The sequence below is a fragment of the Streptomyces sp. NPDC052016 genome (assembly GCF_044548445.1).
Classification (GTDB): Bacteria; Actinomycetota; Actinomycetes; order Streptomycetales; family Streptomycetaceae; genus Streptomyces.
Map to the genome: position 1 here is coordinate 1 of NZ_JBIUBX010000015.1, position 13660 is coordinate 13660.

Annotated in this window: 10 protein-coding genes; 9 read left to right on the top strand and 1 reads right to left on the bottom strand. The window is 71.1% G+C overall.

The window, feature by feature from the left end; all coding sequences use genetic code 11:
• Positions 1–174: 174 nt before the first annotated feature.
• Positions 175–1977 (bottom strand): glycoside hydrolase family 15 protein, encoded by a 1803-nt coding sequence (locus ACIHAR_RS19570; RefSeq protein ID WP_365469657.1) that lies wholly within the window; start codon positions 1975–1977, stop codon positions 175–177.
• 529 nt (positions 1978–2506) lie between these two features.
• Here ACIHAR_RS19570 and ACIHAR_RS19575 point away from each other — a divergent pair.
• The 9 genes from ACIHAR_RS19575 (at position 2507) to ACIHAR_RS19615 (ending at position 13636) form a co-directional block, all read left to right on the top strand.
• Positions 2507–4156 carry a CTP synthase gene (locus ACIHAR_RS19575; RefSeq protein WP_365469654.1) on the top strand — a complete coding sequence of 550 codons (1650 nt, stop codon included), beginning with the start codon at positions 2507–2509 and terminating at the stop codon, positions 4154–4156.
• Between the two features lie 120 nt (positions 4157–4276).
• Entirely contained in the window at positions 4277–4903 is a 627-nt protein-coding gene (locus ACIHAR_RS19580; RefSeq protein ID WP_365469651.1) for an NUDIX hydrolase, read from the top strand.
• A gap of 180 nt (positions 4904–5083) precedes the next feature.
• On the top strand, positions 5084–7141 hold the full coding sequence (locus tag ACIHAR_RS19585; RefSeq protein WP_400020668.1) for a tetratricopeptide repeat protein: 2058 nt from the start codon (positions 5084–5086) through the stop codon (positions 7139–7141).
• A 134-nt stretch (positions 7142–7275) separates the two neighbouring features.
• On the top strand, positions 7276–8400 hold the full coding sequence (gene ald, locus ACIHAR_RS19590) for an alanine dehydrogenase (RefSeq protein ID WP_365469646.1): 1125 nt from the start codon (positions 7276–7278) through the stop codon (positions 8398–8400).
• Between the two features lie 400 nt (positions 8401–8800).
• Entirely contained in the window at positions 8801–9937 is a 1137-nt protein-coding gene (locus ACIHAR_RS19595; protein WP_365469643.1) for a ParA family protein, read from the top strand.
• Positions 9922–10515: a hypothetical protein gene (locus tag ACIHAR_RS19600; protein ID WP_365469640.1), complete on the top strand. Its 594-nt coding sequence runs from the start codon at positions 9922–9924 to the stop codon at positions 10513–10515. The genes ACIHAR_RS19595 and ACIHAR_RS19600 overlap by 16 nt, the downstream gene beginning before the upstream one ends.
• An 18-nt stretch (positions 10516–10533) precedes the next feature.
• The gene (locus tag ACIHAR_RS19605) at positions 10534–11889 is read left to right on the top strand and encodes a segregation and condensation protein A (RefSeq protein WP_400020672.1); all 1356 of its coding nucleotides are present in this window, start codon (positions 10534–10536) and stop codon (positions 11887–11889) included.
• Complete coding sequence (scpB, locus tag ACIHAR_RS19610) at positions 11886–12566, top strand: SMC-Scp complex subunit ScpB (protein WP_388754172.1); 681 nt, start codon at positions 11886–11888, stop codon at positions 12564–12566. Before ACIHAR_RS19605 ends, scpB begins: the two co-directional genes overlap by 4 nt.
• Positions 12566–13636, top strand: coding sequence for a pseudouridine synthase (locus ACIHAR_RS19615; protein WP_365469631.1), 1071 nt, complete (start codon positions 12566–12568; stop codon positions 13634–13636). Before scpB ends, ACIHAR_RS19615 begins: the two co-directional genes overlap by 1 nt.
• Positions 13637–13660 lie beyond the last annotated feature (24 nt).

Below are 13660 nucleotides of genomic sequence, written 5' to 3' on the forward strand. Positions count from 1 at the left end.
GCGGCCGCTATCTGGCACAACTGGACCACCGGCGCCAAGATCAAACGATCGCTGATCGCCTACGACCACTGAAGACATCGGACTCATTCATCTAGGCGCCGCGGACACCCGTAGGCGTCGGAAGCCCCCTGGCGTCGCGGACATCCCCTGGCGGGCGCGCCGAGCCGGTCCTGTTCAGCCGCCGTACGCGCCGGACGCCGTCAGACGCAGGGCCGTGTCGATCAGCGGGACGTGGCTGAAGGCCTGCGGGAAGTTGCCGACCTGGCGCTGCAGGCGCGGGTCCCACTCCTCGGCGAGCAGGCCGAGGTCGTTGCGCAGGGACAGCAGCTTCTCGAAGAGCTTGCGGGCCTCGTCCACGCGGCCGATCATCGCGAGGTCGTCCGCCATCCAGAACGAGCATGCCAGGAAGGCGCCCTCGTCGCCGGGGAGGCCGTCGACGCCCTCGTGGTCGCCCTGGGTCGGGTAGCGCAGGATGAAGCCGTCCGGCGTGGACAGCTCCCGCTGGATCGCCTCGATGGTGCCGATCACGCGCTTGTCGTCCGGGGGCAGGAAGCCCATCTGCGGGATGAGCAGCAGGGACGCGTCCAGCTCCTTCGAGCCGTAGGACTGCGTGAAGGTGTTGCGCTCCTTGTCGTAGCCCTTCTCGCACACGTCCCGGTGGATGTCGTCGCGCAGCTCGCGCCACCGCTCCAGCGGGCCGTCCGCGTCACCGGACTCGATCAGCTTGATCGTGCGGTCGACGGCGACCCAGGCCATGACCTTGGAGTGCACGAAGTGACGGCGCGGGCCGCGCACCTCCCAGATGCCCTCGTCCGGCTCGTCCCAGTGCTTCTCCAGGTACCGGATCAGCTTGAGCTGGAGCAGCGAGGCGTAGTCGTTGCGGGCCAGGCCGGTCATGTGGCCCAGGTGCAGGGCCTCGGTGACCTCGCCGTACACGTCGAGCTGGAGCTGGTGCGCCGCGCCGTTGCCGACCCGGACCGGGGCGGAGTTCTCGTAGCCGGGCAGCCAGTCCAGCTCGGCCTCGCCGAGCTCGCGCTCACCGGCGATGCCGTACATGATCTGCAGGTTCTCCGGGTCGCCGGCGACCGCGCGCAGCAGCCACTCGCGCCAGGCCCGGGCCTCTTCGCGGTAGCCGGTGCGCAGGAGGGAGGACAGGGTGATGGCGGCGTCGCGCAGCCAGGTGTAGCGGTAGTCCCAGTTGCGGACGCCGCCGATGTCCTCGGGCAGGGAGGTCGTCGGGGCGGCCACGATCCCGCCGGTGGGGGCGTAGGTCAGCGCCTTCAGCGTGATCAGTGAGCGGATGACGGCCTCTCGGTAGGGGCCGTGGTACGTACAGTGCTCGACCCACTCGCGCCAGAACTCCTCCGTCGCCTCGAGCGACTGCTCCGGCTCCGGCAGGGGCGGCGGCTCCTTGTGCGAGGGCTGCCAGGAGACGGTGAAGGCGATCCGGTCGCCCGGGGCGACCGTGAAGTCGGCGTACGTCGTCAGCGACTTGCCGTAGGTCTCGCAGTCCGTGTCGAACCACACCGAGTCGGGGCCCGCGACGGCGACCGTGCGGCCCTCGTGCTTGTGCACCCAGGGGACGACCCGGCCGTAGGAGAAGCGCATCCGCAGGGCCGAGCGCATGGGAACGCGGCCGGAGACGCCCTCGACGATGCGGATCAGCTGCGGGGCCCCGTCACGCGGGGGCATGAAGTCGGTCACCCGGACCGTGCCGCGCGGGGTGTCCCACTCGGACTCCAGGATCAGCGAGTCACCGCGGTAGGAGCGCCGGGCGGCGGTGGGCGGCTGCTGGTCGGGGGCGTGGGCGGGGCCGAGGCGCCAGAAGCCGTGCTCCTCGGTGCCGAGCAGACCGGCGAAGATCGCGTGCGAGTCGAAGCGGGGCAGGCACAGCCAGTCCACTGTCCCGTCACGGCAGACCAGTGCAGCGGTCTGCATGTCTCCGATGAGTGCGTAGTCTTCGATGCGCCCGGCCACGTGCAACTCCAGTCGAACGGCCACGTCACCCCACAGGGGGGCTGTCGCTTGGTGCGGTCAAGGGGGTGTTGTATTGGGTCGTTGAGCTTTGAAGCAAAGCAGTCGCTCAGCCGTGTTGGCAAAACGCCAATTCTTGCTCAACGAACTGACGAGCTCTCGTTGTTCCGGTGGATACGGACGGGGGTGTTGCCGTGTTGGCCGGCCGGGCTCGGCAGCGAGTGTCCGAGCAGGATACGACGCACGTAGATGATCTGCGTGCCGCTCCGGGCAACGCGGGTGGGCCGAACGGGTGAGCACCGGGTGAGAACCCAGTGTGCACGAGAGGCCCCGTGTCGAGCTGTGTGCGGAGCGTGGCCGGAAGCCATCTCCCCGAGGCGCTGATACCCTGGTAGCCCGTGGACCGGTGGGCTCGAAACCCCCGAACCGCAGCGACGGCACCCCCGGAAATCTCCGGTGGAAACCGCTGGTGAGAGCCTCCGGAAGCCGCACCGCACCCCCAGACCGCGACCACGGGAGCCCCCTCTTGGCCATGCCGCCCAAATCCACGACGACCAAGCACATCTTCGTCACCGGGGGTGTCGCCTCCTCTCTCGGCAAGGGTCTGACGGCCTCCAGCCTCGGCATGCTGCTCAAGGCGCGGGGCCTGCGCGTCGTGATGCAGAAGCTCGACCCCTATCTCAATGTCGACCCTGGCACGATGAACCCGTTCCAGCACGGTGAGGTGTTCGTCACCAACGACGGCGCCGAGACCGACCTGGACATCGGCCACTACGAGCGCTTCCTCGACCGGGACCTGGACGGCTCCGCCAACGTCACCACCGGTCAGATCTACTCGACGGTGATCGCCAAGGAGCGCCGGGGCGAGTACCTGGGCGACACCGTGCAGGTCATCCCGCACATCACCAACGAAATCAAGCATCGCATCCGCCGCATGGCGACGGACGAGGTCGACGTCGTGATCACCGAGGTCGGCGGCACGGTCGGCGACATCGAGTCGCTGCCGTTCCTGGAGACCGTCCGCCAGGTCCGTCACGAGGTCGGCCGGGACAACGTCTTCGTGGTGCACATCTCCCTCCTTCCCTACATCGGCCCGTCGGGCGAGCTGAAGACCAAGCCCACCCAGCACTCCGTGGCCGCCCTGCGCAACATCGGTATCCAGCCGGACGCGATCGTGCTGCGCTGCGACCGCGAGGTGCCCACCGCCATCAAGCGCAAGATCTCGCTGATGTGCGACGTCGACGAGGACGCGGTGGTCGCCTGCCCCGACGCCCGCTCGATCTACGACATCCCGAAGACCGTGCACGGCGAGGGCCTGGACGCCTACGTCGTCCGCAAGCTGGACCTGCCCTTCCGTGACGTGGACTGGACGACCTGGGACGACCTGCTCGACCGCGTCCACAACCCCGACCACGAGATCACCCTCGCCCTGGTCGGCAAGTACATCGACCTGCCCGACGCCTACCTGTCGGTCACCGAGGCGCTGCGCGCGGGCGGCTTCGCCAACAAGGCCCGCGTGAAGATCAAGTGGGTCACCTCGGACGACTGCAAGACCCCGGCCGGCGCCAAGGCCCAGCTCGCCGACGTGGACGGCATCTGCATCCCCGGCGGCTTCGGCGACCGCGGTGTGCTCGGCAAGGTCGGCGCCATCCGCTACGCCCGCGAGAACAAGATCCCGCTGCTCGGCCTCTGCCTCGGTCTGCAGTGCATCGTGATCGAGGCCGCCCGCAACCTCGCCGACATCGCGGACGCCAACTCCACCGAGTTCGACCCGGCCACCGCCCACCCGGTGATCTCCACCATGGCCGAGCAGCTCGACATCGTCGCCGGCGAGGGCGACATGGGCGGAACCATGCGCCTGGGCATGTACCCGGCCAAGCTGGCCGAGGGCTCGATCGTGCGCGAGGTGTACGACGGCAAGGAGTACGTCGAGGAGCGGCACCGTCACCGGTACGAGGTGAACAACGCCTACCGCGCGGAGCTGGAGAAGAAGGCGGGCATCCAGTTCTCCGGCACCTCCCCGGACGGCAAGCTCGTCGAGTACGTCGAGTACCCCCGTGACGTCCATCCCTACCTGGTCGCCACGCAGGCCCACCCCGAGCTGCGCTCGCGGCCGACGCGTCCGCACCCGCTGTTCGCCGGTCTCGTGAAGGCCTCGGTCGAGCGGAAGAATTCGAAGTAACACACCAGTTGTACGGTGGCCGGGGTGCATACCTTCAAAGGTGGGCACCCCGGTTTTCTTCCGGCCGGTCCTCTCGCCGCGGGGGGCCGGTCATTTCCTGCACGTGTGGAAGGACAGGGCATGACGATCAAGGACACCCCCGAGGCGTGGGAGATCCGGGCGACGGAGACCCCCTTCGTGGGCAACAAGACCTCCGTCCGCACGGACGAGGTGGTCATGCCCGGCGGGGCGGTGGTCCGCAGGGACTACCAGGTCCACCCGGGCTCCGTGGCCGTCCTCGCCCTCGACGAGGAGGACCGCGTCCTGCTCATCAAGCAGTACCGCCACCCCGTGCGGCAGAAGCTGTGGGAGATCCCGGCCGGCCTGCTCGACGTGCCCGGCGAGAACCCGCTGCACGCCGCCCAGCGCGAGCTGTACGAGGAGGCGCACGTCAAGGCGGAGGACTGGCGGGTCCTCACCGACGTCTACACGACACCGGGCGGCTGCGACGAGGCGGTGCGGATCTTCCTGGCCCGGAACCTGTCCGAGGCGGACGGGGAGCGCTTCGTGGTCGAGGACGAGGAGGCCGACATGGAGCACGCGCGCGTGCCGGTCGACGAGCTCGTCCGGGGTGTGCTCGCGGGCGACCTGCACAACAACTGCCTCGTCGTGGGCGTCCTCTCCCTGGTCGCCGCGCGCGCCGGCGACGGGCTCGACGCACTGCGGCCGGCGCAGGCACCGTGGCCGGCGCGTCCGTTCGAGGCGTGATCGCCGGGGAACCCTCGCCGCGCCCGATACCACCGTCCGGTGTGACGATCGCCTGATCCGATCGGGCGACGCCACCGCACGGCTCGTCCCGGAACGTCGCAGAGCGTGAACTAGGCTCGGGAAGCGCCCGCTCCGGAGTCCCGGCGGGCTTGCGCGTGCGGTGGGACGGGAGTGTGGCCCGTGACGGATCAGGCAGTGGACACAGGCGGCGTGGAGCTGTCGGGACACGCTGCGACGGAGGGCCATTTCCTGGGCCGCGCCCGGGAGTTGAAGGAGCTGCGCGCGGACATCGAGCGCGCGGGGCTGGACACGCTGGCGGGGAGGAAGGCACCCCGCGCGCGCGTGCTGCTCATCGCCGGCCGGCCCGGCTCGGGGCGTACGGCTCTCGCCGAGGAACTGGTCCGGCGGATCGCCGGCGAATATCGGGACGGAGTGCTGCGCGCCCGCCTAGCCGAGCCGGACGGCACCCCCGTACCCACCGAGCGCGCCGCCCGCGAGCTGCTCGGCGCCCTCGGTCTGCCCATCCCGCCGGGCGCTTGTGAAGACGAACTTTCGGCCACTCTGCGCGAAGCCCTCGCCGAGCGGCGCGCGCTGCTCCTCCTCGATGACGCGGCGGGCGCCGAGCAGGTCGACGCGCTGCTCCCGGACACTCCGGAGTGCCTGGTCGTCGCCGTCTCAGCGGGCCCCCTCACGGGGATCTCCGACGTGCGCCCCTGCACGCTCGGCGGCCTGGACACCAAGTCCGCGCTCGACCTGCTCACCCGCTCCACCGGTTCCGTGCGCGTCACCGTCGACCCGCGCGCCGCCGAGGGGCTCGTCGAGGCCTGCCAGGGCCAGCCCGCGGCGCTCGTCCTCGCGGGCGGCTGGCTCGCCGCCCGCCCCCAGGCGGCCGTCGCCGACCTCGCCAAGCAGCTCAACGCCGAGGGCGACGAGGGAACCCCGCTCAGCCGCGTGTTCCGGCTCGTGCACGCCGGGCTGCCCTCGGCCGCCGCCCGGATACTGCGACTGCTCAGCCTCGCCCCCGCCGGCCTGGTCGACCCGCACACGGCCTCCGCGCTCGCCGGCTGCTCGATCGGCGCCGCCCGCACCACCCTGGACGACTTCGTCCGCCTCGGCCTGCTGCGAGCCGTGGACTCGCCGCTGCACCAGTACGAGATCCCCGGCTGCCTGCACCCGCTGCTGTGCGCGGCCGCCGAGGCCCACGAACGCCCGGGCGAGCTCCAGCTGGCCCGGGCCCGCATGCTGGAGCGGACGGTACGGCTGCTGCAGTCCTGCCGGGCGATCACCGAGACGGACAATCCGCAGGCCCGGGAAAAGCTCCAGGGCATGCCCCGGGCCCTGCGCTTCTCCAGCCCGCGCGCGGCCGCCGACTGGCTGCGCGTCCGCCGGCCCGCCCTGCTCGCCTCGGCCCGCCTCGCGGTCGCCGACGGCGAGCTGGACACCCTGGCCAGGCGCCTGATGTCCCAGCTGGTCAGGGCGATGGTCGCGCACTTGGGCACCCAGGGGGCCGCGCCCGACCTGTACGGCGTCCACCAGCTCGTCCTGGACGTGGCCGAGCGGCGGAACCTGCCCCGTGAGAAGGCCGCCGCCCTGCTGAACCTGGCCGACGTGGACGCCCGGACCGGGCGGACGACGGAGGCGCTGGCGCGGTACCGGGCCGCGCTGGACGCCGGACGCGAGGCGAACGATCCGTATGCGACCGGCCGCGCGATGGAATCCGTAGGTGGTGCGCATCTGGAGCTCGGGGACTACGAGCGCGCCGCCGACTGGTTCGGCCGGGCCCTCGCCCAGCGGCTGGCCCGGGAGGAGCGCGCGGACGCCGCCCGGCTGTACGGCCGGATCGCCGCGGCGCACACCTACGCGGGGCGCTACGGCGAGGCGCAGCGGTCCTGGCGGGCCGCGGCGGCCGGGTACCGCAAGAACGGCGATGTCGGCGCGTACGCGCGGGCGTTGAGCGAGCTGGGGCGCGTCCAGGAGTACGCGGGCCGGTTCGAGGAGTCGTTGCGCACCTGCCAGGAGGCGGTGGAGTGGGCGCGGCGCGCGCAGGACTCGCGGCTGCAGGCCGCGCTTCAGCTCAGGGTGGCCGACATCCTGGAGCACCTCGGCGATCCGGTGGCCGCCCGCCTGCACCGCGGCGCCGCCGAGCGCATCCTGGGAGAAGAGGCCCCGGAGGCTGATCCAGGGCCGGAACAAGGCGCTAACACCTGCGAAATCCGCAGTACATCCGCAGAAGATTGATGCATTGGAAGGCTAGACACCGGGAACACCTTCATTAGACTGGCTCTGCCGCTCGTTCTCCTGCGGTGTATCCCGGTGCGTCCGTTGCATCCGGGTATCTCTTGCTATGCCCTACACCCTCTGAGCCAAGGACCGTGATCGACGTGAAGGTCGGCATCCCCCGCGAGGTCAAGAACAACGAGTTCCGGGTGGCCATCACCCCCGCCGGTGTGCACGAGCTGGTGCGCCACGGCCACCAGGTCGTCGTCGAGCAGGGTGCCGGCCTCGGCTCGTCGATCCCGGACGAGGAGTACGTGGCCGCCGGCGCCGAGATCCTGGCGACCGCCGACGAGGTCTGGGCCGCCGCCGACCTGCTGCTGAAGGTCAAGGAGCCCATCGCCGAGGAGTACCACCGCCTCCGCAAGGACCAGACGCTCTTCACCTACCTGCACCTGGCCGCCTCCAAGGAGTGCACGGACGCCCTCCTGGAGTCCGGCACCACGGCGATCGCCTACGAGACGGTCGAGCTGCCGAACCGCGCACTGCCGCTGCTCGCCCCGATGTCCGAGGTCGCGGGCCGGCTCGCCCCCCAGGTCGGCGCCTACCACCTGATGGCCGCCAACGGCGGCCGCGGTGTGCTGCCCGGCGGTGTGCCCGGCGTGCTGGCCGGCCGGGCCGTCGTCATCGGCGGTGGCGTCTCCGGCTGGAACGCCGCCCAGATCGCCATCGGCATGGGCTTCCACGTGACCCTGCTCGACAAGGACATCAACAAGCTCAAGGAGGCCGACAAGATCTTCGGTACGAAGATCCAGACGGTCGTCTCCAACTCCTTCGAGCTGGAGAAGGCCTGCCTCGAGGCCGACCTCGTCATCGGCGCCGTCCTCATCCCGGGCGCCAAGGCCCCGAAGCTGGTCACCAACGAGCTGGTCTCCCGGATGAAGCCGGGAAGTGTCCTTGTCGACATCGCGATCGACCAGGGCGGCTGCTTCGAGGACTCCCACCCCACCACCCACGCCGAGCCGACCTTCAAGGTCCACGAGTCGGTCTTCTACTGCGTCGCCAACATGCCCGGCGCGGTGCCCAACACCTCCACCTACGCGCTCACCAACGCGACGCTGCCCTACATCGTCGAGCTGGCGAACCGGGGCTGGGTCGAGGCGCTGCGCCGCGACCCCGCGCTGGCCAAGGGCCTCAACACCCATGACGGCAAGGTCGTTTACCGCGAGGTCGCCGAGGCGCACGGTCTGGAGCACGTGGAGCTCGAGTCGCTGCTCGGCTGAGCCCGGCAACAAGTCACCTTTTCGTAAAGGCGATACGTCAACTTGACGCGTCAACCGCGCACATCCGGCCGGACCTTGCCCGACAAGGTCCGGCCGGATGTGTGTATGGTCACTTTGCGACTCTCGGTCAACTCGCCTCGAACGTAACCGTTCGACCGATTCGCACACCGGTGAAACCTGCTGTGCGACGGCCGTACGCCCTTGACAGCGGGATGTTTCATTGCCGACACATCGGGCCGGGTCCGGCGGATTGTGTTGCTGCGGATGCCCGACACGCCATAGAGTCGCCAACCGTCGGCATGGTGCCACGCTGACCTTGTCTAGAAGTTTCCTGGTCACCAAGGAGGTAAGACGACTTGTGAATGAGTCGACATTTTCTCCCGGGGGTGGTCAACCAGGAATGCCTACGCGGGGCCCGGGCCCCACGGGGCTCGAGGCTGTCGGCTCCGTCGCTGTCCGAACCTTCGCAGCCCATCAGAGCCAGAGAAGCCCCCACATGGCTCAGCCAGCACACCACAGCATGGATGGCCATCACGTGAACGCCATGGCCGGCGACGGAAGTGGCGCGCCCCACAACCACTTCGCCGACTACGACGAACTGCCCGAAGGGCACTTCTACGACCCCGACGCCGAGTACGAGCCCGACCCGGAGTACGCGGCCACGCTCGCGCCCGACGCTGCCCGCCAGCGCCGGGAGCGCATCGGCCCGACCGGTCGCCCGCTTCCGTACTTCCCGATCCCGGGCCCGCTGACGAACCACGGACCCGCGACGATCATCGCGATGTGCAACCAGAAGGGCGGCGTCGGCAAGACGACGTCGACCATCAACCTGGGTGCCGCGCTCGCGGAGTACGGACGCCGGGTGCTGCTCGTGGACTTCGACCCGCAGGGCGCGCTGTCGGTCGGTCTGGGCGTCAACCCGATGGAGCTCGACCTCACCGTCTACAACCTGCTCATGGAGCGGGGCATGTCCGCGGACGAGGTGCTCCTGAAGACGGCGGTCCCCAACATGGACCTGCTGCCGAGCAACATCGACCTGTCCGCGGCCGAGGTCCAGCTGGTCAGCGAGGTCGCCCGCGAGTCGACCCTCCAGCGGGCGCTCAAGCCGCTGATGGACGACTACGACTACATCGTCATCGACTGCCAGCCCTCGCTGGGTCTGCTCACGGTCAACGCCCTCACGGCCGCCCACAAGGTGATCGTGCCGCTGGAGTGCGAGTTCTTCGCCCTGCGCGGTGTGGCGCTGCTGACCGAGACCATCGAGAAGGTCCAGGAGAGGCTCAACCCGGAGCTGGAACTCGACGGGATCCTCGCGACCATGTACGACTCGCGCACCGTGCACAGCCGTGAGGTGCTCGCGCGTGTCGTCGAGGCGTTCGACGACCACGTCTACCACACGGTCATCGGGCGCACGGTCCGCTTCCCGGAGACCACGGTCGCCGGTGAGCCGATCACCACCTACGCCTCCAACTCCGTCGGTGCCGCCGCCTACCGCCAGCTCGCCAGGGAGGTGCTCGCCCGGTGTCACGCCGAGTGAGTCTGCCGGGGGCCGACGAACTCTTCCGCACGACAGGGGGAACGGCGCTGCAGCCGTCCGCCCCCCGGCGCCAGGCCAACGGTGAGGCCCGGGTCCCCGCTCCCGCGGGGGAGAGCGACGGGGTGGCGGCCGCCGCCGAGGACGCGCCGCAGGCCGTGCCCGCGCAGGGCGGTGACGGCGAGGGCGCCGAACACGTGGCGGCCGACGCCGAGCAGGCCGACGCCGGCGAGTCCCGCAGCCGGGCCGCCGGCGCGGAGCGCCCCGCGCGGCGCCAGGGGGCGCAGGAAGGTTCTGCCGCGCCCGCCGCCGGTGCCGCAGCCGCCGCCCAGCCGCGCAAGCGCGGGCGGTCGTCGACGCGCCGGCCCAGCGGCCGGGAGCGCCACGACGAGAAGATCACGGTGTACGTGTCCGCCGAGGAGCTGATGGACCTCGAGCACGCGCGTCTGGTGCTCCGCGGCGAGCACGGGCTCGCCGTCGACCGGGGCCGCATCGTGCGCGAGGCGGTCGCCGTCGTCCTCGCCGACCTGGAGACCCGCGGGGACGCCAGCATCCTCGTACGGCGGCTGCGCGGGCGGTAGCGGTAGCCTGCGGGGGCCATGACCTCGAACGACGTTCCCGCCCCCGGCTCCGGCGCCCCCGCCGGTCGTCGGCGTGCACTGGGACGGGGACCAGGGGCCGCGCCGGTCGCACCCGTCGCGCCGGCCGTCGCACCCGCGGCGCCGGTTGAGCCGCCGCGGCACGAGGACCTGCCGAAGCCCGAGCCCCATTCCGGGGCGGTCGAGCGGGCGGCACCAGCCGGGCCCGAGGCCACCGCATCGGCGGCGGACCTCGCCCCCGATGCCGCCGCATCGTCGGCGCAGGCCGAGCCCGGGGCCGGTCTGTCGGTGGTGGACCCCGTGCCGGAAGCCGAGGCGTTCGAGGAGCGGGCAGCGCGGGGCGAGCCGGAGGCTGCACGGGCGGCGGAGTCCGAGTCCGATGCCGCCGCATCGTCGGCGCAGGCCGAGCCCGGGGCCGTCGAGCGGGCGGCGGAGCGCGGGCCCGAGGTCGTTGTCGCGGACGCGGGGGGCGGGTCCGGGGCCGTCGTAGCGAATGCGGAGGCCGAAGCCGGGGCCGTCGTGCCGCGACCGGACGCGGCACCCTCCGACGGCGTCTTCAAGGTCCGGCTCGCCAACTTCGAGGGTCCCTTCGACCTGCTCCTCCAGCTGATCTCCAAGCACAAGCTGGACGTCACCGAGGTCGCTCTGTCGAAGGTGACCGACGAGTTCATGGCGCACATCCGGGCCATGGGCCCGGACTGGGACCTGGACCAGACGACGGAGTTCCTGGTCGTGGCCGCGACCCTGCTCGACCTGAAGGCGGCCCGCCTGCTGCCCGCCGCGGAGGTCGAGGACGAGGCGGACCTGGCACTGCTGGAGGCCCGGGACCTGCTGTTCGCCCGGCTTCTGCAGTACCGCGCCTACAAACAGGTCGCCGACATCTTCAACGCCAAGCTGGTCGAGGAGGCCCGCCGCTACCCCCGTACCGTCGGCCTCGAACCGCACCACGCGGAGCTGCTGCCCGAGGTGGTGATCAGCATCGGCGCGGAGGGTTTCGCGAAGCTCGCGGTCAAGGCGATGCAGCCGAAACCCAAGCCGCAGGTGTACGTCGACCACATCCACGCGCCGCTGGTGAGTGTGCAGGAGCAGGCCGGGATCGTGGTCGCGCGGCTGCGCGCGCTCGGGGAGGCCAGCTTCCGCACGCTCGTGGAGGACACCGACGACACCCTGACCGTCGTGGCCCGTTTCCTGGCCCTGCTGGAGCTGTACCGGGAGAAGGCCGTCGCGCTCGACCAGGAGACCGCGCTCGGGGAGCTGCTCGTGCGCTGGACGGGCGGGGACGGGGAGGAGACGCCGAGGGTGACCGACGAGTTCGACCGGCCGCCGGAGGAGCCGAAGGAGGAGAGGAAGCCGTGAGCGAGGAGATGGCCGAGGTCCCGGCCGGGCTGCGCACCGTCGCCGGCCTCGACCTCAAGCCCGCGCTGGAGGCCGTCCTGATGGTGGTGGACGAGCCCGCGACCGAGGAGCACCTCGCGAAGATCGTGGACCGGCCGCGCCGGCAGGTCGCGGACGCGCTGCGGGAGCTCGCCGACGAGTACACCGTGCAGCGGCGCGGCTTCGAGCTGCGGTTCGTCGCGGGCGGCTGGCGGTTCTACACCCGGGCCGAGTACGCGCCCGCCGTCGAGCGCTACGTCCTGGACGGGCAGCAGGCCCGCCTCACGCAGGCGGCGCTGGAGACCCTGGCGGTCGTCGCCTACCGCCAGCCGGTCAGCCGCAGCCGCGTCTCCGCCGTACGCGGAGTGAACTGCGACGGCGTGATGCGCACCCTCCTGCAGCGCGGTCTGGTCGAGGAGGCGGGCACGGAACCCGAAACAGGTGCGATCCTGTACAGGACGACGAACTACTTCCTGGAGCGGATGGGCCTGCGCGGTCTGGACGAGCTCCCGGAGCTCGCGCCCTTCCTGCCCGAGGCGGAGGCGATCGAGGCCGAGACCCAGGAAGGCGTACCGTCGTTCGATCCGGACGCCCCGGACACGGAGGCCCCGGCAGCGGACGACGGTCCCACGACGAACACGACGACGACGGAACTTTGATGCGAAGCAGCGGTAGCGGCAAGAGCGGCGGGCGCGGTAACCACCGCGGGGCCGGCAACAACAGGGACCAGAAGCAGGGCCAGGGTCAGGGCCGTCCCCGCAAGCCCCGCCCCGAGGAGCGCCGCTACGACGTGGGCCCCGGCGCGTCCCCGGACGGCCCCAAGTCGGGGCGCGGCGGCGCGGCCCGCGGCGGCGCCAAGGGCGGCCCGAAGAAGCCCCAGCCGCAGCGCGGGCGTTCGGCGCCGGCACGGTCCCGGGAGTACGACGCGCGCGCCGAGGAGCGCAACCGCGAGCGGTACGCGGGCAAGAAGGACATCAAGCTGCCCAAGACCTTCCCGGGCGCCGAGCAGGAGGGCGAGCGGCTGCAGAAGGTCCTCGCGCGCGCGGGCTACGGATCCCGGCGCGCCTGCGAGGAGCTGATCGAGCAGGCGCGCGTCGAGGTCAACGGCGAGGTCGTCCTGGAGCAGGGCAAGCGCGTCGACCCGGAGAAGGACGAGGTCAAGGTCGACGGCCTGACGGTCGCCACGCAGTCGTACCAGTTCTTCTCGCTGAACAAGCCCGCCGGTGTCGTGTCGACCATGGAGGACCCGGAGGGGCGGCAGTGCCTCGGTGACTACGTCACCAACCGCGAGACCCGGCTGTTCCACGTCGGGCGGCTGGACACCGAGACCGAGGGCGTCATCCTGCTCACCAACCACGGCGAGCTGGCGCACCGGCTGACCCACCCCAAGTACGGCGTGAAGAAGACCTACCTCGCCGCCATCGTGGGCCCCATCCCGCGCGACCTGGGCAAGAAGCTCAAGGACGGCATCCAGCTGGAGGACGGCTACGCGCGCGCGGACCACTTCCGGGTCGTCGAGCAGACCGGCAAGAACTACCTCGTCGAGGTCACCCTGCACGAGGGCCGCAAGCACATCGTGCGCCGCATGCTGGCGGAGGCCGGCTTCCCGGTCGAGAAGCTGGTGCGGACGGCCTTCGGCCCGATCACCCTGGGCGACCAGAAGTCTGGCTGGCTGCGGCGGCTGTCGAACACCGAGGTCGGCATGCTGATGAAGGAAGTCGACCTGTAGTCCCGACGCCACGGGTGGCGGCCG